Source organism: Psychrobacter nivimaris, from assembly GCF_904846365.1.
GTDB lineage: Bacteria > Pseudomonadota > Gammaproteobacteria > Pseudomonadales > Moraxellaceae > Psychrobacter > Psychrobacter nivimaris_B.
On the sequence record NZ_CAJHAL010000002.1, the window covers coordinates 198229 to 222814 of the forward strand.

17 protein-coding genes are annotated in these 24586 nt (G+C 44.9%); 8 read left to right on the top strand and 9 right to left on the bottom strand.

Annotated features, from left to right (window positions below):
- Window positions 1–143: 143 nt before the first annotated feature.
- Window positions 144–4166, bottom strand: a complete 4023-nt coding sequence (purL, locus tag JMX63_RS01880; RefSeq protein ID WP_201570497.1) for a phosphoribosylformylglycinamidine synthase — start codon at window positions 4164–4166, stop codon at window positions 144–146.
- A gap of 482 nt (window positions 4167–4648) precedes the next feature.
- On the opposite strand from purL, the gene JMX63_RS01885 reads away from it, so the two are divergent.
- Window positions 4649–5143, top strand: coding sequence for a pyridoxamine 5'-phosphate oxidase family protein (locus JMX63_RS01885; protein ID WP_101205122.1), 495 nt, complete (start codon window positions 4649–4651; stop codon window positions 5141–5143).
- A gap of 101 nt (window positions 5144–5244) precedes the next feature.
- On the opposite strand, the gene pgsA is transcribed toward JMX63_RS01885, so the two are convergent.
- The 3 genes from pgsA to acs all read right to left on the bottom strand — a co-directional run bounded on the left by pgsA (window position 5245) and on the right by acs (window position 9943).
- Complete coding sequence (gene pgsA / locus JMX63_RS01890) at window positions 5245–5928, bottom strand: CDP-diacylglycerol--glycerol-3-phosphate 3-phosphatidyltransferase (RefSeq protein ID WP_057758088.1); 684 nt, start codon at window positions 5926–5928, stop codon at window positions 5245–5247.
- A 578-nt stretch (window positions 5929–6506) separates the two neighbouring features.
- Window positions 6507–7700, bottom strand: a complete 1194-nt coding sequence (locus JMX63_RS01895) for an NAD(P)/FAD-dependent oxidoreductase (RefSeq protein ID WP_101205123.1) — start codon at window positions 7698–7700, stop codon at window positions 6507–6509.
- Window positions 7701–7981: 281 nt separating this feature from the next.
- Window positions 7982–9943 carry an acetate--CoA ligase gene (gene acs / locus JMX63_RS01900; RefSeq protein WP_101205124.1) on the bottom strand — a complete coding sequence of 654 codons (1962 nt, stop codon included), beginning with the start codon at window positions 9941–9943 and terminating at the stop codon, window positions 7982–7984.
- Between the two features lie 451 nt (window positions 9944–10394).
- Between acs and JMX63_RS01905 the strand changes: the two genes are divergently transcribed.
- Window positions 10395–11678, top strand: coding sequence for a BaiN/RdsA family NAD(P)/FAD-dependent oxidoreductase (locus tag JMX63_RS01905; RefSeq protein ID WP_101205125.1), 1284 nt, complete (start codon window positions 10395–10397; stop codon window positions 11676–11678).
- A 165-nt stretch (window positions 11679–11843) separates the two neighbouring features.
- Window positions 11844–12809 (top strand): pirin family protein, encoded by a 966-nt coding sequence (locus tag JMX63_RS01910; protein ID WP_101205126.1) that lies wholly within the window; start codon window positions 11844–11846, stop codon window positions 12807–12809.
- 106 nt (window positions 12810–12915) lie between these two features.
- Here JMX63_RS01910 and nemA read toward each other — a convergent pair whose 3' ends face one another.
- On the bottom strand, window positions 12916–14019 hold the full coding sequence (nemA, locus tag JMX63_RS01915; protein ID WP_058024390.1) for an alkene reductase: 1104 nt from the start codon (window positions 14017–14019) through the stop codon (window positions 12916–12918).
- Window positions 14020–14260: 241 nt separating this feature from the next.
- A complete protein-coding gene (locus tag JMX63_RS01920; RefSeq protein WP_101205127.1) occupies window positions 14261–15190 on the bottom strand; it encodes a DMT family transporter in 930 nt (309 codons plus the stop codon).
- Window positions 15191–15794: 604 nt separating this feature from the next.
- Between JMX63_RS01920 and JMX63_RS01925 the strand changes: the two genes are divergently transcribed.
- From JMX63_RS01925 to JMX63_RS01940, 4 genes are all read left to right on the top strand, one after another.
- Window positions 15795–16208 carry a hypothetical protein gene (locus JMX63_RS01925; RefSeq protein WP_102090860.1) on the top strand — a complete coding sequence of 138 codons (414 nt, stop codon included), beginning with the start codon at window positions 15795–15797 and terminating at the stop codon, window positions 16206–16208.
- 286 nt (window positions 16209–16494) lie between these two features.
- Entirely contained in the window at window positions 16495–17499 is a 1005-nt protein-coding gene (locus JMX63_RS01930) for a lipoate--protein ligase (protein WP_134292327.1), read from the top strand.
- A 209-nt stretch (window positions 17500–17708) separates the two neighbouring features.
- Window positions 17709–18125 (top strand): VOC family protein, encoded by a 417-nt coding sequence (locus JMX63_RS01935; protein ID WP_193834201.1) that lies wholly within the window; start codon window positions 17709–17711, stop codon window positions 18123–18125.
- 129 nt (window positions 18126–18254) lie between these two features.
- Window positions 18255–19022, top strand: coding sequence for a lysozyme inhibitor LprI family protein (locus JMX63_RS01940; protein ID WP_165597770.1), 768 nt, complete (start codon window positions 18255–18257; stop codon window positions 19020–19022).
- Between the two features lie 144 nt (window positions 19023–19166).
- Here JMX63_RS01940 and JMX63_RS01945 read toward each other — a convergent pair whose 3' ends face one another.
- Window positions 19167–21302, bottom strand: a complete 2136-nt coding sequence (locus JMX63_RS01945) for an NADPH-dependent 2,4-dienoyl-CoA reductase (protein ID WP_201570499.1) — start codon at window positions 21300–21302, stop codon at window positions 19167–19169.
- A gap of 403 nt (window positions 21303–21705) precedes the next feature.
- Here JMX63_RS01945 and JMX63_RS01950 point away from each other — a divergent pair, with 403 nt between their 5' ends.
- Window positions 21706–23370 carry an AMP-binding protein gene (locus JMX63_RS01950; protein WP_101205133.1) on the top strand — a complete coding sequence of 555 codons (1665 nt, stop codon included), beginning with the start codon at window positions 21706–21708 and terminating at the stop codon, window positions 23368–23370.
- A 214-nt stretch (window positions 23371–23584) separates the two neighbouring features.
- On the opposite strand, the gene JMX63_RS01955 is transcribed toward JMX63_RS01950, so the two are convergent.
- Together JMX63_RS01955 and JMX63_RS01960 are read right to left on the bottom strand one after the other, a co-directional pair.
- Window positions 23585–24004 (bottom strand): DUF6691 family protein, encoded by a 420-nt coding sequence (locus tag JMX63_RS01955; protein ID WP_101205161.1) that lies wholly within the window; start codon window positions 24002–24004, stop codon window positions 23585–23587.
- A gap of 98 nt (window positions 24005–24102) precedes the next feature.
- Complete coding sequence (locus tag JMX63_RS01960) at window positions 24103–24540, bottom strand: YeeE/YedE family protein (protein ID WP_101205134.1); 438 nt, start codon at window positions 24538–24540, stop codon at window positions 24103–24105.
- Between the last annotated feature and the right edge of the window lie 46 nt (window positions 24541–24586).

Consider the following 24586-nt stretch of genomic DNA (forward strand, 5'->3'; position numbering starts at 1 on the left):
CCCGTGAAAACACGATATAAACGCTAGCCTTTATTTCCAAACACTCAAATCTTAAACACAAAAAAGGTGAGCCTAAGCCCACCTTTTATTTTAAACAACAGCTATCTCAAACTATAAGCAATTACTAGAGGTCTGAGTAGCGACTAGCGCAACCAAGCACGAGCGTTGCGGAACATACGCATCCACGCGCCGTCTTCGTCCCACTCTTCTGGTTTCCAGCTGTGGTTATAAGCTTTTAGGTTACGCTCAGGATGCGGCATCATGATAGTGACGCGACCATCAGTGCTACATAGACCCGTGACACCGCCGAGCGAACCATTTGGATTGAGCGGATACGTCTCAGTTGGATGACCTTGGCTGTCGACATAACGCATCGCCAGCTGACCGTGTTTTGCCATACCGTCGATTTCGTTGTTGTCTAGCGTGGCATAACCTTCACCATGCGCCACAGCGATTGGCAAGATACTGTCTTGCATGCCTTTGAACAGGATCGACTTGGTACGCTCGACTTTTACGTTGACCGTACGCGCTTCAAATCGAGCTGATTTGTTCGCGACGAAACGTGGGAAGTTTTCTGCACCTGGGATAAGGTCTTTTAACTGAGCCATCATCTGACAACCGTTACAAACACCTAGTGAGAAGGTATCTGGACGGGCGAAGAAGCGGACAAACTGCATGCGTAGCTCGTCATGGAACAAGATGGAGTTCGCCCAGCCAGAGCCTGCGCCCAGTACATCACCATAACTAAAGCCACCACAAGCGACCAGTCCGTCAAAATCACGTAGATTGATACGGCCACTGAGTAGATCACTCATGTGTACATCGACAGCTTCAAAGCCAGCTTGGGTAAAGCCTGCTGCCATCTCTGTCTGACCATTGACGCCTTGCTCACGCAAGATAGCGACTCTTGGTCTGCTGTTATCAGAATCAGCGCGACTGTTTACATACGGCTCTTCAACCTTTTGATTGAGATCAAAGTTTGGCGCAGCGATCAGACCTTTATGGCTCGCATCAGCAATCAAGTCATACTCTTGCTGTACGCACGCTGGATTGTCACGGCGGCGCGCGATTTGATAGCTGACCTGAGTCCACGCTTGCTGTAATTCGGTACGGCTAAAGCGTAAAGTGTCGGCACCCATGAGCGTTGGCGTTTGGATAAGTAGGCTATCTTCTTCCGAGCTTTGACCCACGAGGCTGAGCATATCAGCAACGTTAAACTCTTCTGCCAATTGCATGAGAGCAGCGACGTTTTCTGGTAATACTTGGATGACGGCACCCAGCTCTTCACTGAACAGCTGACCGAGTAAGTTATCATCGGTCAATGACAGCTTGATACCTTGACGGCTGGTGAACTGCATCTCAGCGATGGTCGCTAGTAGACCACCATCACCGATATCGTGATAGGCGCTGATGACGCCTTGCTCATTGCCTGCTTGGATAAAGTTAAAGAAGTCGACCAAATCGCTTGGCTGCGCTAAATCTGGGCACTCATTACCCAATTGGCTCAGCGTTTGCGCAAGAATTGAACCGCCTAGACGTAGCTTGCCTTTAGACAAGTCAATACGGTAGAACGCGCTGTCGCCATTGATCAGCTCAGGGGTTAGCGTTTTTGCGACGTCAACGACAGGGGCAAATGCCGTCACGACCAAGCTCATTGGCGACACAACGGACTTATCTTGATTTTCACCACTCTCGTTATCAGTCCAGTTAGCACGCATCGATAGCGAGTCTTTACCAACTGGGATAGCGATACCGAGTGCTGGGCATAGCTCTTCGCCAACGGCATGTACCGCGTCGAACAATGCAGCATCTTCTACGTCATCACCACACGCAGCCATCCAGTTCGCCGACATGGTGATATCAGACAATTGAGCGATACTCACACCAGCGATGTTAGTAATTGCTTCACCGACTGCTAGACGCGCAGAAGCTTTTGGACTGATAAGCGCAACAGGCGTACGCTCGCCGACACTCATGGCTTCGCCAGTCATTGGCTGACCATCTAGCGCCACCAAGCCAGAAGCGGTCACCGCACAATCTGATACAGGCACTTGATAGCGACCCACATACTGATCACGCACGACCATACCAGTGATAGAACGATCACCAATGCTAATCAAGAATGATTTGCTAGCGACAGTTGGGTGACGCAATACATCGGTGATTGACTCAGCTAGATTCACATCACCAAGCTCTAATGCTGGTAACGTGCTCTCGGTACGCTCAAAGCTGCGTTGCATTTTCGGTGTACCGCCGAGCAGTACTTGCATCGGCATATCGACTGGTTGCTCAGTTAATAGCTCATCATCAACGATTAGCTGACGGATATCCATCGCCTCGCCCAAGATGGCATACGGGCAGCGCTCACGGGCACAGATGGCATCGAACTGATCTTTGCTCTCTGGGCGAATCGCGAGGACATAACGCTCTTGCGCTTCGTTTGACCAGATGGCCATTGGCGACATGCCAGCTTCTAATGATGGAATCTTACGCAAGTTTAGATGCGCGCCCATTTCATGGTCATTGACCAGTTCTGGCATCGCGTTAGACAGACCACCTGCCCCAACATCATGTAGTGAGACAATTGGGTTGCCGTCTTTACTGTTATTGCTTACATCGACATCATCACCCGCTAGTGCCCAACAGCGATCAAGGACTTCTTGGCAACGACGCTCCATCTCAGCGTTATCGCGCTGAACTGAGGCAAAATCCAAACCTTCATCAAGGTCACCACTATCGACCGACGATGCGGCACCGCCGCCCAGACCGATTTGCATCGCAGGGCCACCAAGGACGATGAGCAAATCACCTTTTTTGATTGCATTTTTTTCAATCAGGTTGCGTTTGATATTGCCGTAACCACCTGCCAACATGATTGGCTTGTGATAGCCGCGCATCTCGCTACCGTCTTTTGCCACAGAGGTATCTAGCTGAAAACTACGGAAGTAACCGCACAGATTTGGACGACCAAATTCGTTTGAAAAATTGGCACTGCCTAGTGGCGCTTCGGTCATGATCTCAAGGCTGGTTGCCATACGATCTGGCGTGCCATAATCCTGTGTGCTCAATTGACCTGACTGCTCCCACTTTTCGCTAAGCTCTGGGATATGCAAATGTGACACATGGAACCCTGTTAGACCCGCTTTTGGCTTGCCGCCGCGACCAGTTGCGCCTTCGTCACGAATCTCACCGCCAGCACCTGTTGCCGCACCCGAATACGGGGCAATTGCCGTTGGATGGTTATGCGTCTCAACTTTCATTAAGATATCGATGTTCTCTTGATGAAAGTCGTAAGGATGGATTGAGTTGGCATCCATCGCGTCGGTTGGGATAGGATAAAAACGCATGCCATCAGACCCTGCCATCACAGCAGCGTTGTCTTTATACGCTGACAAGATACCTTGTGGGTTCGACTGGTACGTGTTTTTAATCATTTGGAACAGTGACTTTGGCTGCACTTCACCATCGACTGTCCATTGGGCATTGAAGATCTTATGACGGCAATGCTCTGAGTTGGCCTGTGCAAACATCATCAGCTCAACGTCCGTTGGATTACGCTTTAGCTCATTGACATAGGCATTCATTAAATAATCAATGTCTTCACTTGATAACGCAAAGCCGAACTCTGTATTGGCAGACTCTAGCGCTGCCTGACCTTGTCCGATCACGTCGATATGATTCAATGATGCTGGCGCTTGATCGTCAAACAATTTGCTGACATCGCTCAAGTCATAAACCAAGCTCTGCGTCATACGGTCAAACAACAATTGCTCAGCGTCTACTGGTAGTTTTTCGCCTGCGTCACCGTCTATTTTTTCATCGAGGGTTAACGTATAAACAACGACACGCTCAACGCGGTTGATCTCGATTTCACAGTTATTAAAGATATCTGTCGCTTTACTTGCCCATGGCGATATCGTACCAAAACGTGGCCCAACGATGACTTGTAGTTGGTTGTCTTGCGGCGAATTTAGCGTTGCTGACTGGTCAACCGCTAGTAAATCTAGCGCTTTTTTATGTTCATCACCAGATAGCTCTCGTGATAGCACATACACTTGCTGTGTACTTATTTGACTGACATTTAGCTCGGTTTTTTGCTGAAACTGACTGATGAGTTGCTGCGTCTGAAAATCGGTAAGAAACGGTTGTCCGGCGATGGTCATCATAAAGGCATAATCCGTAAGATCAAGGCATCTCTGCCATGCTAAGTAAATGGTCTGGGTATTATAACAAGAAGACCTGTAATAAGCAGGTCTAAACCAAGATAAATTGCCGATAAGTTGCGTTCTATCGCGACTTGTTATTTGCGAATCGACAAACTACAAAAGTGAATTTTCTAGCCATTTTTGACTAACCTATTGAAAAATAGAACACTCAAACCTACGCTGTCACAATTTTTACCTAACCTTCATATTCCTTACAAACACTCACATCGCATTACTGGGAACCTATATAAATGTAGGGTGACAACTCGGTATTCTAGTCTCAGTTGTTAAGGCGACGATGACGTTTAACTTTTAGATTTATTTAATGGTTAGACATATCTAGCCTAAAGAAAAATTACTATAAATAATCAACTGTTCAATTCGGCTAATTAAAACAATGCTATATAAGCTCAATTAAAACACTATAAAAAAGGAAATTTATTATGAGTAGACAAGACCATATCGATAAAGTACAAGAGCTGGTAAAAGAAGTGAAATTTGCCATGATGACCACTCGTACTCACGAAGGCCATTTACATGCCTGCCCAATGACGACTAGCGAGACAAGCATTGGCGCAAAAGAAATTTGGTTCATTGGCGATAAGACTACCGAAACCATCAAAGATATCGAAAAAGACCCACAAGTAAACTTGGCCTATGTCAGTCAAGACTCAAAAGATTATGTCTCAATTAACGGTAAAGCAGAATTGGTAGAAGACCAAGAAAAGTTAGATGAACTATGGTCGCCAATTTACAATGCGTTTTATGAGCAAGGTAAAGAAGATCCAAATGTGCAATTAATCAAAGTCGTCCCACATGGTACCGAGTACTGGTTAAGCGGTAGCTCAGTAATTAATATGTTTAAGATGACTACTGCTGCAGTAATGGACGGCAAGAAAGCAACCAATTTAGGTGAAAATAACTCTGTGACGTTATAAGTTATCTAATCCATAAATAGTAGAAAAAAAACGCCAGTGGCTAATGCGACTGGCGTTTTTTATTGTCTAAGTTTTGAGCTGATTATTTTCGTTTTATGGAATTATCCGCTTTGCTTTAAATAAGGCCAAGCAGCTTTTAGATAAATCATCATCGACCATAGGGTAAGTATTACAGCGGCGACCATCAATACATAACCGATGGTTTCAAGCGACTGCCAGTTAAGCAGTAGTACGGTAATCGCTACCATCTGAAACGTGGTCTTTAATTTGCCAACATAAGATACCGCGACGCTAGTGCTTTTACCTAGTTCCGCCATCCATTCACGTAACGCTGATACAGCGATCTCGCGCGAAATAATGACGATAGCCGCTATCGCCATAATGATATTGGGATGCCACTGTACAAGGACGATGAGCGCTACAGCTACCATTAATTTATCAGCGACAGGGTCCAAAAAGCGACCAAAGGCTGACATGACATTTAGTTTACGAGCAAAATAGCCATCGAGCCAATCGGTAATCGCGGCAATAATAAAGACGCCAGTCAATAATAAATGGCGCAACAAACTATCGCTAAACTCGCTCATACCAACGCGCGCAATAACATTGTCTGAAATCGCAGGCATACCAATACCCATGGCTGGCGGCCAATAGGCAATCGCGACGAATAGCGGAATCATCAAGATACGCGCAATCGTAAGGTTGTTAGGCAAGTTAAAAATACTCTTGGTATTTTGCGAACTTGGCGGTTCTTCCTGCGTATGCAAATGCGTGCTGTCAGTCATGGCAAACCCAGTTTAATATGAACATAATAATGGCAGATAGCTTAGCATTTTTCGGACAAGGCGTCATGCCATCTCTGCAGCGATTAAGTTATCAAAGATATCAAGAAAGGTATCAAGGCTGACTAGATGACCTTCTATCGACATAAGGTATTGAAATTATTGGAAGCCTTTATGAATGATTTCACCATAAAGCTCCGCTACTTGCTCTAAATATCAGTGCTTCATACCAGTCTTTGCGTCTTTTGGATTTTTACAACGTAATATACTGTAACCAAAACCGCCAGACAGCACTCAATTGCGCTATCATAGCGACTGTACCAGAACACTTGTACACTTAAATCAGTAGATGTAAATAGCTAAGTAAATATCTCCACCTATTGTATTGATAATTATTACTCTTATAAATAACAGTAGAGAGCACCAATAATTACAACAACTCTTGACCACGGCCTGTGTAGCTAATACATGACCCGTTTTCCTCAGCCCACAGTACCTCCTCTGTGGGCCTTTTTTTGCTTACGTTTTTCTAAATCCAGATATCGTTAAACGATGCAAAATAATGAGCATGGATATTACCCTTACTGTGTTTGCACGATGGCCTTAACAGTTTGCTGCGCTATTCGATAGCAGCTCTCAATATTACCTTTTGCACACCAGTCACCACTGACGATCCATTGCTTGGTTGCATCGATTAATATGCCTAGCTCTTCAGCATCCTTATTTACAATAGTAGCGGCATAGCGCCAACGATGACAATCTGTTTGGCTAGGTGCGCTGTCTTCATTCCAATTTAACGCTTGTTTTGCCGCCTGTAATAATTGTTTTTCGACTGACTCCATACCATCATCGACGTGGGCTTCTGACCAGTCATTACGTGCATGAATGGTGACACTTGGTAGTAGCTCATCATGAGCCGGTTTTTGATGTTCAATAAATACCCTATCGAGAATAGCGCTATTTAAATAAGCGACATCCCATTGCGGTGTTAGCTGACCCTTTAATGTTTCAGGTAACTTTTGTACATCATCCCAACCAAGCATCAGCGTATAGCAGGCTTGCATTTGCGGTTTAGTAATTTTGTCGTGTTGACTAAAGCCGCTATCTGCCATCAGCTCTACCGCCTGACCATTTGGCGCTGTGCAGATCACCCAATCAAACCAACCGAGACTGGCTCCAGTTTCGTCGAATAGCTCAGTTTGCTTGCTGTTTTGATTAAAAGTTTGGTTCTGAGACTGCTGCTGATTTTGATACTGTAAATACTGAGCGAGCGGTGCGACACGGGTCTTAAATACTATGGTCGTGTACTTAAGCGCGGCGGCTAATTCACGGCCCCAACCGGTCATTTTCGGTGTACTGATATAGCGTGCATGCACCGCATCCCATTGCTCTTTGCTGTGGATATCGGTCAGCTTGGCACGATCATTGGCTGGCGTTAACTCGACCACTTCGGCACACCATGGCTGTAGCAATCCAGTATCCAACCAAGGCGCGATAAACTGTTGAAAGTCAGCAGTTTTGGCGGTGAAGAACTGTGCACCAAACGACCATTGCCAGTTCTTACCAGCTTCACTGTCGCTACGATAGCGAGTCGCCAAACGGCCCACACTACGTGATTTTTCAAAGATAGTGATTTGCGGGGTGTTAGATGACGAGCTTGATTGGTTTGACGCGCGCTCTAATAGTGTTGCTGTGAGCAAACCCGTTAGGCCACCACCGATGATGGCGATTTTTGGGGCAGATAGGATAGTTGAGCACGAAGCATGATCAGTCATGATGACAGTAGACCTTATAAAGTATTTATGAGTCGCTACTATATTAATTAGCTAGCCTAGTAAGTACCGAGTGGCTCGTCAATTAATCCTCAATTAAAATGGTAACGATGTTGTCTTGTTAGCATTATTGAACCTTCAAAATGAGCCAATATCAATATCGTCTACGTAAAAAAGCCATGCTATTCTCGATAACATGGCTTTTATTTAACTTCGATATATGAATATTAATGGCTAGTACTGAATAACTATCCTTAACAATACAGGGTCGTTAGCAGACTGACTTACTCTCCACGACCCGCTTTTACTTCTTCAACCAAGTCATTAATTACCGAGCTATCGGCAAGCGTAGATAGATCGCCCAGTCCCACATATTGCCCTGCTGCAAGGTTACGCAAGATACGGCGCATGATTTTTCCTGAGCGCGTTTTTGGTAGTGCATCAACCATATAGATGGCATCTAACGTCGCAATTGGTCCAATCTCGGCACGCACATGGCGTTTTAATTCTGCTTTTAGATCGTCGGTTTTTTCTTCACCTGACTTTAGAATGATAAATGCACAAATACCTGTACCGCGTATCTCATGCGGCATACCGACAATCGCAGCTTCAGCAGTTGCAGGGTGCGCAACCACAGCGCTTTCAATCTCTGCTGTGCCCAAGCGATGCCCTGCCACGTTGAGTACATCGTCGACACGACCAGTAATCCAGTAATGCCCATCTTCATCACGTTGAGCGCCATCACCCGTGAAATAATGACCCGGATAATCGCTAAAGTAGGTCTTTAAGAAACGTGGATGGTCATTGTAGATAGTACGCATCTGCCCTGGCCAGCCGCTACTAATCACCAAATTGCCTTCTGCAGGGCCTTCTAAAATCGCACCATCACTATCGACGACTTCTGGTTTTACCCCATATAGCGGTGTCATGGCCGCGCCCGGTTTGAGATCGACCGTGCCTGGTATTGGCGCCATTAAGATACCACCAGTCTCGGTCTGCCACCATGTATCGACGATAGGACATTTACCATCACCGACGACATTGTAGTACCAGTCCCATGCTTCTGGGTTGATCGGCTCACCGACTGACCCTAGCAGACGCAAACTAGAACGATCCGACTCTCGAACAAAGGCATCGCCCTCTTTCATCATCGCGCGAATGGCTGTCGGTGCAGTATATAAAATAGTCACGTCATGCTTATCGATAATATGACCGATACGTGCCCATGTTGGATGCTCTGGCACACCTTCGAACATTACCGTCGTCGTGCCATTGGCCAGTGGTGCATAGGTTGAATACGTGTGGCCAGTAATCCAGCCCACATCTGCTGTACACCAGTAGACGTCATCTTCTTTAATATCAAACACATCACGGAACGTTGAGATAGCATAGGTGATATAGCCACCTGTAGTGTGCACTACACCTTTTGGCTTACCTGTCGAACCAGAGGTATATAATAAGAACAGCGGGTCTTCGGCGTTCATGACTTCAGGCTCGCAGATCTCTGATTGACCATCGACCAAGTTGTGATACCACACATCACGGCGGCCACTCATCGGTATAGAGTTACCCGTACGATGAACGACGATGACTTTTTCGACACTCTCAGTGCCATCCATGTCGAGTGCGTGATCGACATTGGCTTTAAGCGGTGTGTGCTTACCGCCGCGTAAACCTTCGTCAGCGGTAATAACAACTTTTGAGCGACTGTCTATCAAGCGATTACCCAAACTCTCGGCAGAAAAACCACCAAACACCACTGAATGTACCGCACCGATACGCGTACATGCCAGCATCGCTACCATGGCTTCCGGTATCATCGGCATATATAGCGTTACGCGGTCACCTTTTACAACGCCAAGCTTGCGCAATGAATTACCTAAGCGGCAGACAGCTTCGTGCAATTCTTTAAAAGAAATAATTTTGTGCAATGAAGGGTGATCACCTTCCCAGATAATAGCGGGCTTATATGGGTTTTCTTCGAGGTGACGATCGAGACAGTTGACTGAGATATTTAGCTCACCATCTTCAAACCATTTGATGTGAAAATCATCTAAGTCATAATTGACGTTACTGACCTTAGTCGGTTTTTTTATCCAGTCGATTAGCTCAGCACGCTTCGCCCAAAAAGCATCAATTGCTTCGGCTGATTCGATAGATTGCTGGTAATCTGTAAGGTACTTATCAGGTGTGGTATTAGCAGCAGCCATAAACTCGGCTGAGATAGGAAATGATTTCTGAGTCATAGTGTTGGGTCCCTTTTAATTATTATGACCTACACGGATAAACGTCTATGACGCGCCCCATGTAAGCGATAAGAGTCATCTTCCATAATGTGTGACACTCATCGTTAGTTTGACAAATAAGCGTGACGGTTGCAAGACATCAAAAGCCAAACATAACAATTTCACTGTACATCTGTATGTTTAGATAATTATATTAGTACTTATACTGGTACGTATAATGCTATTTATAGGGGCAGCTATCATAACGATAGTACTAAAATGACAGCTGGTTGTGATCACACGGTAACAGCGTATGGCTTAGGGCATTTAATCCTTGTAACCTTTAGTGAAATATGGACAATAGCTACACTAAACATACTGCTTCATTTAACAAAATGTCAGCCGCGTTTTTAATAAAAACAATGCTTGGCCTGGTTATACTTTTTTCACCCCATCGTTTTACGAGACCGCAATGACTAATCAACGCAATGCACAAAACCATACTCACTATGATGTCGTTATTATTGGTGCTGGCGCTTCAGGGTTGTACTGTGCACTGACTGCCGGACGGCGCGGTCGCCGCGTATTGGTTTTGGATCATGCCAATAAAGCTGGTAAAAAGATTTTGATGTCAGGTGGTGGTCGCTGCAACTTCACCAATTACTTTGTAGAGCCTGAGCACTTTATTGGTGCCAATCCCCACTTCTGCAAATCAGCGCTAAGTCGTTACCCAAGTTGGGAGTTTATCGGCATGGTAGAGTCGCATAAGATTGCCTACCATGAACGCGAACACGGTCAGCTGTTCTGTGACGACTCGGCACAAGATATCTTGTCTATGCTCCTAGATGAATGCACGGCTGTAGGCGTACAAGTAAAGCTTAATGCTCAGATTGATCACGTTAAAACTGCTGCTCATGATAACGGTGAGCGCTTTTATCTAACGACGAGTAAAAAGCTTGGTAAAAAAGACATTGCGAACGGCACTCAATCTTCGCAAACAGGCTATAGCTGTGAGTCTTTAGTCATCGCCACTGGTGGACTATCTATCCCGACCATGGGAGCAAGTGGTATCGGCTATGAGTTGGCGCAGCAGTTCGGGCATACTCTTGTGCCAACTGACGCTAGCCTTGTACCCTTTACCTTCACTGACAAAACAGGCGAGCTTATCCGTGCTTTGGCTGGTATCAGTTTGCCAGTTATTGCCAGTAATGAGCGTATCTCTTTTAAATTGCCCGTCCTATTTACCCATCGCGGTCTTTCGGGCCCTGCCATGTTACAGCTCTCCAACTATTGGCAGACTGGGGAAACCATCAGTATCAATTTGTTGCCTGAAATAGACGTCACTGAGCTTTTACTTGCTCGCAAAAAATCACACCCGCGCCAGCTTATTCGTACCGTATTGGCAGAAAACACGGACAATGCGCTACCCAAGAAGTTATTGGCGGCGTTACAGACGCATCTGTGGGAAGACATCAAAGATACAGAACTTGCCAATATCAAAGACGAACGCCTTACAGAACTTGGGGCTACGCTCAATGGCTGGCAGCTCAAGCCCTCTGGTACAGAAGGCTATCGTACCGCTGAGGTCACACGCGGCGGCGTCACAACCGATGAAGTATCCTCCAAAACGATGCAAAGCAACTTGCAAAATGGCTTGTACTTTATCGGTGAAGTGCTTGATGTGACCGGCTGGCTTGGTGGTTATAATTTTCAGTGGGCATGGGCCAGTGGTTTTGTGAGTGGTGAGATCGTCTAATCATGGACACTTATAAGTTTTTAACGTTTGCTTAATCGCTGCCGACAGCAATAGGAATGAAATAGTAATAAAAACTCATACAATCTACTCTTATATTCATAGTAGTATTACTTAACAATATCTTTTCTATTGATAGTAATTCTAATTAGACTAATGAGGTGACCCATGCGTTCAATTAAACACATTCACGGTGAAAAAGAGTCGCACTGGGTAGGTGACGGCTTTTTTGTAAAAACTCTGATCAGTCATCTAGATGATAATCCAGACCTTAATTATAGCCATACTGATCCTTTTTTATTATTTGACTACGGTAAGCCTACGACTTTTTCACCCAATCCTGATTATAAGCTGCAACCACATGGTGTTGGACTGCACCCACACAAAGGTTTTGAGACCGTAACCATCGCTTATTCAGGTGAGATTAGCCATGCAGACTCAACAGGTGGGCGCGGTGATATTTTAGAAGGTGATGTACAGTGGATGACTGCTGGTCGCGGCATTCTGCACGAAGAGTTCCACTCTGAAGCATTCGGTCAGCGTGGTGGTATATTTAGTATGGTGCAGTTATGGGTCAACTTGCCAAGCGCCCATAAACTGACCGACCCAAAATACCAATCTATCAAACGTGCTGATATGCCTATCGTTGATCTGATAGACAATGGCGACGAGCAAACTGTCATTGGCCAAGCTGCCATTATTGCCGGTGACTGGCATGGGATAGCGGGAGCAGCAACGACATTTACCCAGATCAATCTCTGGGATATTGAGCTACATACAGCAGGTACAACCTCGCTACAAGTACCGAAAACGCACAATACCCTACTCCTGGTACAAGAAGGTCAAATATTGGTCAACGGTACAGCCGTCAGCGCAGGCAGCCTAATTGAATTTTCAGCGCCTATTCGAAATCATGTAGGCACTCAATCTGAACATTCATCATTACCTGCTACTGATACTATCGAATTGACCTACCCTGCAACTACCGATGAAGACACACCTATCAAATTGCTACTGCTAAGCGGTGAGCCAATCGGTGAACCTATCGCAGGTCATGGTCCTTTTGTCATGAACACCCAAGAAGAACTGCGTCAAACCTTCCGTGATTATCAAACAGGCAATTTTGGATATTAATCAAAATAAATGCGTAAAAAAAAGCCCTCTAACTATCGATAGTCAAAGGGCTTTTTTATAACGCGTTTGTCTGCCTATTCAGTGATACTGACGGATGGATAATTGCTTACACTTCATTCATAAACGGATAATCAGTGTAGCCAACCGTGCTGCCACCATAGAAGCTCTCTGGATGCTGCTCGTTGAGCGGTGCGCCCTCTTGAATACGTTCAGCGAGATCAGGGTTGGCAATATAATCACGACCGAATGCTACCGCATCGATATAGCCTGCTTTGATGTTCTTCTCAGCTTTGTCCGCATCGTAGCCACCCGCCGCGATGATGGTCTGATCGAACGCATCACGGACACGCTGACGGAACTCATCGCTATACGGCGTACCACCTGCCCAGTCTGGCTCTGACAGATGCAAATACATTAGACCACGCTTATTGATTTGCTCAATCAGCCAAATGTTATCGTCTTCTTCGTAGCCTCCCTCAACATTGTTGAATGTGCCCAGTGGCGAGATACGAATACCAATATGATCTGCATCCCAAGCATCCACACATGCATCAATCACGTCCAAGGTCAGACGCGCGCGGTTTTCGCGGCTGCCACCGTATTCATCGTCACGCTGATTGGTATGCTCGGCCCAAAACTGATGCAGCAAATAACCATGCGCGCCATGAATCTCAATACCATCAAACCCCGCTTCCTGCGCGCACTTGGTTGCATGCGCAAAGTCAGTAACCACTTGCTGAATCTCATCAAGACTGGCTGGGCGCGGCGGCGTGGCATCCGCGCGAATGGCTTGGTTGTCACTATCACGCAATGAGGTACGGATACCTACATCGACATCTGAGGCTGAAATTGGCGCACGGCGTTCAGGTTGTACGCTTTCATGTGAGACAAGTCCTGTGTGCCATAGCTGGACGACGATCTTGCCACCTTTGGCGTGGACATTGTCAACGATGGCTTTCCATGCAGTGACTTGATCTTGAGTATGTAGCCCTGGTGCGCCTGCATAGCCTTTTGCTTGAAACGATACTTGCGTCGCTTCAGTGATGACAAGGCCCGCCCCTGCACGCTGCGAGTAGTACTCTGCTGCCCATGTGATAGGGACATCGCCTGGCTCAACGGCACGCAGACGTGTCAGTGGGGCCATCATAATGCGGTTTTTTAGCGTTTGTGTACCCATTTTTACAGGCTCAAATAAAATATCGTGTGCCATAATCTGTCCTATTGGTTATTGTTGCTATCTATGATCTTTAGTTATAGCAACCATCAATCATACTAATTATTATCGCATGCTGTTTAGAAAAACTTATAATATCATTAGTAAATCTACGTTTAGCGCCTACCTTTATAGGGAACAGATTTCATTATTCCAAGCAATATTTACAAACAGATACAACAATATTCACCTATACAAATCTTCGTACTCGTTTACTACGAAGACTGTTTACTAAGCCTTAAATACTGTTCGTCTGAGTCTTGTCTTTCGGCTTTAGCATTTTCTTAATTGACAGCTCTAGTGACAAATACGTGCCGATCAATATCACAATCGAACCAATGATGGCTTGTATATTTAGCGCCTCGCCAAGCAATAGATAGCCCAAAATAATCGCAAAAATTGGAATGACTAACGTGATACTCGTGGCACGCGTTGGCCCAATATTTTTAATCAACTGATTCATAAAAATAAGGGCAATGGCGGTTGAAAACACACCAATACAGATCACCGAAACCCATGCCTTTATGCTGATATCTTTACCATAAGGGAACTCATTAAAGGCTACAGGCAGCATAATGATACTACCGATAATGAGCGAGCCTGCGGTGATAGCGACTGGCGATACTTCGTACAGATAGTTTTTAGTGATGTTGGCCCCAAGCGCATAACCTACACAAGCTAATAGCGCGTAGCCCATCGGCAATAGACCTTCGACCAATCCTTTGCCTGGCTCACCGCCACCAAATAAGCTTTCGCTCATCAGTATGATTACCCCAATCACCCCGATCACCAAACCAAGTGCTTGTTTTTTCGATAGCCTATCCTTAAAGAAGACTCTAGCGATAAAACCACTCATCATCGGTACAGAAGCATTTAGCACGGCTAGCACGCCTGCGTTCACTGACTGCGCGGAAAATGAGAACAACACAAAAGGTAGCGCTGCCGAAAACAAGCCAACGAGCGCCAGCATTTTCCAATGCTCCTTGATGCCTACTCTGTTTTTCTTGTTGAGCAATACAAAGACCAACATGACCAATCCGGCGAATATCACACGCAAACTGGCGAATGCCAATGAGCCAAACTCAGGGACACCAATACGATAAAAGACGAAAGATAGTGACCACATAAAAGAGAGCGTCACAAAGATGATGAGGTCACGGTTGGTCATTGGGTAATCCTATTAAGCGCTTAGACTGCGTTTGCCAACTCGTGTCGGTCATAAGCATCTGATGCGTTGTAAAAATTATCATGTGATTAAAAACTCATGATGATAACTTTTTAATTGTTTGATGGGTAATTTTTTATAAAATTTATAGTGAGTTTTTATCCACTTATTAATTTTCCTAGCACAGTTTTAAGGTTTTCACCTTTTGATAATTTATAAATCTGGACAAATCCTTTTCATTAAGCAGCATATAGCAAGCAGCGCTGATCCTATATTTTTTATACTTTAGCCTATCCCAGCGCCTTTCTATTCATATACTAAAGAACTCCAAAGTCATCCTTAAATAAACGATCAGTTCAATATCTATAAAAACAGATTCACGGTCATAGTAAACCCTTCTTATAGCACTACCCTATAACAGCTACTCTTAATAATACTAATGATAAAAGTAGCTCTGATAAATCAATTCAAGTTTTACTTAAAATATTTTAGTTGATATTTGTTTACTAATTTCCTACTATCTACAAGGTATTGGTTAGTATTTGGCAATACAAAAAATAGAGGACAAACGTCATTAGTAGGACTTATAAGTTATTGAGGAATGATTATGAAAAGGATAGCGTTATTTATCGGTATGATGTCAGTTGCAACGGCAGGTTTTTGCGGGGTTGGTCAGTTCTCAGATGAGACCACTTGCTATATTTATAAACAAGATAAACTGCAAAAGAAGTTAAACTGTCAGTATGAGGGCGCTGAGGGTGCAGCGATGAGTTATAGTTTTAGACAGGTCTCCTACAACCTGCCAGGATTTGGCAAAATGGCAACCTCTACCAGTGCAAACTATAATGACCGTAATGAAGTGACTGGATGGACGACGACCGTCAATGACGAGCCCGCGATCATCAGATATCGTCTGCCAACCAATCAGCGTATCGTCAGTGATGCCTATGCGCAGTCTGGTAAAGCAGTTATGCAATGTTATCTTAGTACAAAATCGCAGTGGGAGATTTGTGCTAAATAGAACAAAGTATTCTCAAAATTTATTGTTTTAAACTGTAATAAAGCTGAGCGTTTTGCTTGGCTTTTATTACCGCCCGCTAAAACTGAAGCATCAACCTTAGCACTCTCTTCTATGAAATTTTTTCACCGTTTTTCTATATACTCAACGTCTTCACCACTGTCAAAGCCACTGATAAAATCAACCTCCCTGTTAGACAGCCATTGAATTACAACCCTGCATCGGTAAGAATGATGCTACCTATTTATAAAACCTGCTCAATAACCCCGTTTATTAAAGAGTCAAATACATGAAACTGCGCATCTTAAAGTCTGCGGTGACCAATCCGTGGTTTAATCTTGCCACCGAGGATTGGATATTTAATACGCTCAATCCCGACTCGCACACGCTTTTCTTATGGCGCAACTCTGAGACCGTGGTTATTGGACGTTCACAAAATCCATGGGTAGAGTGCAAAACCGATAAGATGGAAGCAGACGATGTATTTTTAGCACGGCGTCAGAGCGGCGGCGGCGCCGTGTTTCACGATTTGGGTAATACCAATTTTACTTTTTTATCGCCCAGTGATGCTTACGATCAAGAAGCAAACTTCACCGTCATCATCAATGCGCTTCAGAAACTCGGTATAGATGCCACGCTGTCTGGTCGCAACGATATGCAGGTCGGCGACCGCAAAATATCGGGCAGCGCATTTAGACATGCCGCAGATCGCAGCTTTCATCATGGCACATTGCTGGTCAATGCCAATATGCAAAAGCTTGGCGACTATCTGAACCCGCATCCGCTAAAGCTGAAAGCAAAAGGCATCAAATCTGTGCGTGCTCGCGTGGCAAACTTGGTAGATTTTAATGAGACTATCAATCACGAAACCTTGTCTGATGCGATTATCGAAGCGTTCTGTGAATATCATGGAGAGACTGCACAGGTTGAGCAATTAGATGAGGCCAGCCTTGCTAAGCAGCCCACGCTAAACGCTTACTATCAGCAGATGGCAGACTGGGATTGGCGCTTTGGTAAAACGCCTGAGTTTACTCATCATATCGAGACACGCTTTGATTGGGGTATGATGGATGTGCATATGGATGTGAAGCAGGCAATGATTACCGAAGTTGTCATCTTCTCTGATGCGCTAAATGTTGAGCTTATCGACCTGCTTAAGAATACATTGACTGGCGTTAAATATAATAAGCCTGAGATTAAAAATAAACTCGATGACCTAGCAAAAGCGCAACCTGAATTGGCAGCACAGATGGATGATTTTGAGCAGTGGTTAGTTGGCGAGATGGAAGGTTAGATTTTGCGACGTCAGATTTAATATAACAAGTATTGCAGAGTGCGCCGCTTACACTGCTTGATAAAAAATTACTGACACAAATGCGCTGTATATAGTTAATGGTATTGATATCACACGTACGCCATCTTAGATTTTGTATATTAATGATGCATAAAAAGCACCCTGCCATTACTCCATTTTTTATGAATAATCAATATTAAGGTATTTTCATGAAGTACTTACATGCAATGATTAGAACCAACAAACTAGAAGAAACGTTATTTTTCTATTGTGACCTTATGGGCTTACAACTGCTAAGAAAGAGAGACTCTGAATCAGGCAGATTCAGCTTATATTTTTTAGCAACGCATGAGGGTGCGCCAGAGATTGAGGTGACACACAACTGGGATGAAAAAGAGTATACCAATGGCGATAATTTTGGGCACTTTGCCTTTAGAGTCGACAACATATACGCACAGTGCGACACCTTTATACAGGCAGGGGTCAAGATATTAAGACCGCCTAGAGATGGCCATATGGCTTTTATTAAAGACCCTAATAATATCTCAATTGAGCTGCTACAAAGTGGCGAAGACCTAGAGCCTATTGAGCCTTGGATTTCGATGGAGAATATTGGCAGTTGGTAGATGAATGAGGCTGGCTAGTTGGGCTAGGATGGATGGACTGATTCGTTTTTTGTAGAAAGTGATGATGACACATATATCACAGTGGTAGCTTTCTTAAAATACAATCAAGCTCTAAAAAATGAGGGTAATATGAAAAAGTTATGCATCACTACAATCGGTATTTTAGGCACTTGCCTACTCTCCATTTATGCAAATGCAGCAAGTTTTGACTGCAACAAAGCTGCTAGCTGGGTAGAAAAAACCGTCTGTGATAGTCCTGAGCTTTCTAAGCTTGATGACGCAATGGCGAAGAAATATAAAATCAATCTTGGCGCTGCTCCTGACTATGAAGACAGCAAAGCTTTTAAAGATAGGTTCATTGCTAATCAACGCACATGGCTTACGTTTCAGCGTAATACCTGTAAAAGTGAAGAATGTCTGATACGTGAATATAAAGAATATATCGAAGAGCAAAGCAGTTACGGTGTGGCTTGGAATTTTTCAGATGAGTTAAGTCCTTCTGATTTACCGAGAAAAAGTGCCTTTGGTAAGTTTTCTCAAACCTCTCAAATCTCAATATACAATTCAGGTACTCAACGCTGGGAGGATACAGGAGAGGCGAAAAACACGGTATCGATTCATAGTGTCGCTAATAAACCTTACCTTTCTATTATCGAGGGCGTTTTGATTTTTACCAATGCTCATACTTGTGATTTAGGAGAGAGTAAGGCCGTATGGTCACAGAATCATTGGGTCATCAACGATGATCAGCCAAATAAAACTGTTGAGCTGCGTTTATATCCAGCAACTTATAAAGGCCAAACTCAATTATTATTAAGAGATATGGATGATCAATATAGAAGACTGCATTGTGGTATGCGAGGATATTTTGACGGTATTATATTAGAGCGTGAATAAGTGAACAAAATCACTCTATTCTCTCAAAATAAACATAAGCTGAACTGAATATCCAATTTAATAAGTCAAACTTTCATTCTAAATAAAAAAAGACGGCAAGAGATATCCCTCGCCGTCCATTATTTAACATTCATGCTAAAGAGTTTAGATCTGAGCGGCGACTTCAGCCCCATCACGAATCGCACGTTTAGCATCTAGTTCAGCTGCTAGCTTAGCACCGCCAATTAGGTGATATTGTGCGTCTGGTGCATCACCCACGTTTGGCATCAGCTCAACGACTGATTCTTGACCGGCACAGACAACGACACTATCGACACGGAGTAGCTGGCTTTGACCTTGTGGGTTAGTCACCCAGATACCTTCGTTGGTGATTTTGTCATATTGCACACCAGCGACTTGGATCACGCCGTGAGACTTGATATGCGCACGATGTACCCAGCCTGAGGTTTTGTTCAGACCACTACCCAGACGGCCTTTGCTACGCTGCATCAAATACACTTGGCGAATCGGTTTGATCGCATGTGGTCTGACCAGACCACCATCACTTTGATAGTCGGTATCATTGGTCACACCCCACTCTTCGCGCCATTCGCTGATAGACTGCGGTTCAGGACGATAGCTTGGATCTTTTAGTCCCTCAGGGCCGATCTCATCCAGTGACTTACCATGATTGGCTGTCAGATATTCACTTACATCAAAGCCAATACCACCAGCACCGATGACCGCTACGGTATTGCCCACTGCTTTTTCGCCAGACAGCAGCTCAGCATAGCTCATGACTTGTGGCAACTCAGCACCTTCGAGCTTACCTTCTAGACTTCTCGGTACGACACCCGTTGCCACGATGACATGATGGAACTTGGCTTTTTCAAGCATGTCTTTATCGACTTTGGTGTTCAGTTTAATCTCAACACCCAGGTGCTCAAGCTCATTAATATAGTAGCGAATAGTCTCAAAGAACTCTTCTTTACCAGGGATGACTTTGGCGTAGTTAAACTGTCCGCCAAGCACGTCTTTTGCTTCAAACAGAGTTACGTCATGACCACGTAAGGCTGCCACATGAGCGGCTGACATACCAGCAACACCGCCACCGATGACGGCGACTTTTTTCGGTTTTTTGGTTTTCTTATAGACCAGTTCAGTCTCATAGCACGCCTGCGGATTGACGAGACAAGTCGAGCGTTTATTTTCAAAGGTATGGTCGAGGCACGCTTGGTTACAGGCGATACAGGTATTGATGCGATCTGTCTGACCGTTTTTGGCTTTATTGACCCAGTGTGCATCCGCTAAGAATGGGCGTGCCATTTGAATCATATCGGCCTGACCCGCAGCGATGATTTCTTCTGCTGTGTCTGGCATATTGATACGGTTGGCCGCCATCATCGGGATGCTAATGTGCTTTTTGATTTCAGCAGTGAAATCAACGAAAGCGGCTCGTGGTACGCTAGTGACGATAGTCGGGACACGCGCTTCATGCCAGCCGATACCCGTGTTCATGATGGTCACGCCCGCTTCTTCTAGCGCTTTGGCCACGGTAATGACTTCATCCATGACGTTACCGTCTTTGACCAAGTCAATCACCGATAAACGGAATAGAATAATAAAGTCTTCGCCAGTCGCCTCACGTACCGCTTTGACCACGTCGACAGCGAACTTCATACGATCATGAATATCACCACCATAAATGTCTTTACGCTTATTCACATGGCTTGATAAAAACTGGTTGAGCAGATAACCCTCAGAACCCATGATTTCGACACCATCATAGCCTGCTTGCTTGGCAAGTTTGGCTGAACGAGCATAGTCTTTTACCGTTTGCTCGATGTTTTTGATGCTCATCTTACGCGGTTTAAATGGTGAAATTGGTGACTTGATGGGGCTAGAGGATACGGCAAAAGGATGATAGCCATAGCGGCCACTGTGCAATATTTGCATGATGATTTTGCTGTCGTGCTTATGCACAGCACGGGTTACGCGCTGGTGATTGATAACGTCAGCTTTGGTATTCATCGTTCCGCCAGCAGGCAACAACCAGCCTTCGCGATTGGGCGAGATACCGCCAGTGATCATCATTGCCACGCCGCCCTTGGCACGTTCTGCAAAATACGCCGCCAGCTTGCCATAATTATAAAAACGGTCTTCAAGCCCAGTATGCATTGAGCCCATAACCATACGGTTTTTTAGCGTAGTAAAGCCCAAATCTAGCGGCTCAAATAAATGCGGATAGTGTTCATTGGTGCTAGCGGTTTGGATCGTATTGGCACTATGGCTGGCAGACATATCATTTTCCTTATGAATAGTTTATGAGGCTACTTTTTAAAAACGGCTTTTTAGAATTAGTGGAGCTAAGGGGTTTAGCATCATCGATATCGTAACACACCGCTATTATTGTCAGCTATGCAGACAAGCGACTGATGAGTGAGCACTATATTAATTGCTATAACGAGCGGGACGGTGTATCAGGCGGTACTGTGGCATATGGTTAAGCAAACACCACAAAACCCAGCCAACTTTTGAGGTAGATTATATACCGTTAGCTTAATATCATTGAGAGATTAGACTAAGATATAAATCGATAAATATCGACTTATACCTATAGTTTCTATGCTAGATTACTGTACTAAATAATATACTGACGTTAATGTACTGACGCATTATAGAAATACGATAAAGGACTATCATCATGACAGATTTCCATACAGGCCTTGGCAAAAATGCCGCCAACCATCAACCACTTACCCCTATTGATTTTATCATTCGCAGCGCTCAAGTTTATCCTAATAAGACTGCCATCATTTATGACGACCTAGAACACAACAACCTTACTCAGACGTGGCAACAGACCTATACTCGCTGTCGTCAACTGGCTGACGGCCTGCGCAAATTAGGTATCGATAAAAACGACACCGTAGCCGTAATGCTGCCGAACACGCCTGCGATGGTCGAATGCGCCTTTGGTGTCCCGATGTCAGGCGGTGTCCTCTGTACTTTGAACACCCGACTCGATATCAATGCGCTTACCTTTTGTTTGCAGCATTCCGAAGCGAAGGTTTTAATTTTAGATAGCGAATTTGCTGAGCATGCTGAGATTATCGATGAGACTTTTCCAGACTTAATCGTCATTCACTCAACGGACAAGGCTGTCGATGTCGAGCGCTTTGGGCACATGAGCTATGAAGCATTAGTAGCCAGTTCAGACAGCTTGGATAATTGGGAGATGCCGAAAGATGAATGGGATGCCATTGCGCTGAACTATACCTCTGGGACGACAGGCAAGCCCAAAGGCGTGGTTTATCATCATCGCGGCGCAACTCTCAATGCTATCTCTAATATTTTAGATTGGGACATGCCCAAACACCCGATGTATCTGTGGACGCTGCCGCTGTTTCACTGCAACGGTTGGTGCTTTCCGTGGACCATCGCCGAGCGTGCTGGGGTCAATGTATGCTTGCGAAAAATTGATGCTGATTTGATATTGAAGCTGATTGCCAAGTATCAAGTTAGCCACTACTGCTCTGCGCCAGTCGTGCACAATATGATTGCTGGCGGCAAACCTGAGTATAAAGACGCTATCACCCATACGGTCAAAGGCTGGGTCGCTGGTGCACCGCCGTCTGAAACCATGCTGGCCGCGATGGAAGCAATGGGCTTTCATATCTCGCACGTCTACGGTCTCACTGAAGTATATGGGCCAGTGACGGTTTGTGCGGAGCAGGAAGAATGGAATGAGCTTGATGTGGCCACCCGTGCCCAAAAAAAATCACGCCAAGGTATGACTTCTCACTTGATGGCAGGGTTTGAAGTATTTAAGCAAGGTACTACCGAGCCAGTCGCCGCTGATGGCGAAGAGATGGGCGAGCTGGCGCTACGTGGCAATATGGTGATGAAAGGCTATCTAAAAAGCCGCAAGGCTACCGAAGAAGCATTCACTGATGGCTGGTTCCGCACGGGTGATCTGGGTGTTAAATACCCTGATGGCTATATCAAAATCATGGACAGACTGAAAGATATCATCATCTCAGGCGGTGAGAATATCTCTAGTATCGAGATAGAAAACGTCTTGTATAAACTACCTGCTATTGAAAGCTGTGCTGTCGTCGCCGCGCCACATGATAAATGGGGCGAAGTACCTGTCGCCTTTATCGAGATTCACGCCGGTAGCACGCTGCAACGTGATACGGTGATGGAGCATTGTAGTCAGCACCTAGCAGGTTTTAAAGTGCCAAAATACATAGTCTTTGCAGAAATACCGAAGACCAGTACCGGTAAAGTACAAAAATTTGAGCTACGCCAAGCGGCAAAATCATTGGCACACGAAACGCCAAAAGTAACTGCCAGTGCGAAATAAAACGGCAATCTATTAAGTCATATCATCAATTAACATCCATCAAAAAGGTCAGCTACATATAACTGACCTTTTTTGAGCGCTCGCCTATAGTCAAAGAAGGCTAAAACGGATACAAGGGCAGCCGACTGCAGATTGTACAAATAGTACGTCTAGGGAGGATAACGCCGTAGCCGCTTAGTAGTTCTCTGACCATATTTATGGAAAATTAACGATATTACCCAAGCTTAGGCTCAAGCCATTGATAAGCCAACATCCCTATAATCATCGCAGGAATAAAAACATAGGCTTGCCATTGACCAGTACCGAGCAACACAATTCCTGGTCCTGGGCAAATACCAACTAGCCCCCAGCCGATACCGAACAACATCGCACCGATAAGCAATTTTTTATTAATGATAGTTTTGCTTGGCATATCAATTGGTGTGCCAATCCAGCTGCTCTGTTGACGCTTTGCTAATCGCACACCGAAGAAAGCGACGATCAAGCCACCGCCCATCACCAGTGCAAGGGATATATCCCATGCACCAAATACGTCCAAAAACCCTTGTACCTTTACAGGATCGGTCATACCTGAAACCAGTAGTCCGAGTCCAAACAGCAGTCCTGCTAACAATCCGATTATATTTTTTAGCATCGTCATATCTCGCTATTATTATCTTTTATTAACCATCATATATCGTTCGCGCGTTAGCCCAGCTATCAACCTTCATCTGGCAATCTGCCATGAGTTCGCTATAGCAGGCCTAGTACGTGACGACCGATATAGACGGTCACAATTCCAAACAGCATAAAGGTAACGGTCGCTGCCAATGACCGTGGAGACAGCCGTGCATTACCGCAGATACCATGCCCACTGGTGCATCCTGAACCTAAACGCGTGCCGAAGCCGACCAATAACCCTGCACCAATCAATAATGGCACGGAAGTACTGATAGCTACCTCAGGTAGTGGTCTTGCCAACTGATATAGCAGTGGTGAGATGACCAAACCCAGTATAAACAGCACCTGCCACATCTCTACACGCTTGGGTTTTAGTAGGCTTGAAAAAATACCACTGATACCTGCTATACGACCGATACCTAGCAGTAAGATAACCGTCGCTACGCCTAGCATTAGACCCCCAACTAAGGAGGTCGGCGTAAATGCTTGCCAGTCTATTTGTATGCTCATAACGGACTACCTAATTAAGTTTATTAAATACGTACTTGAGTATTAA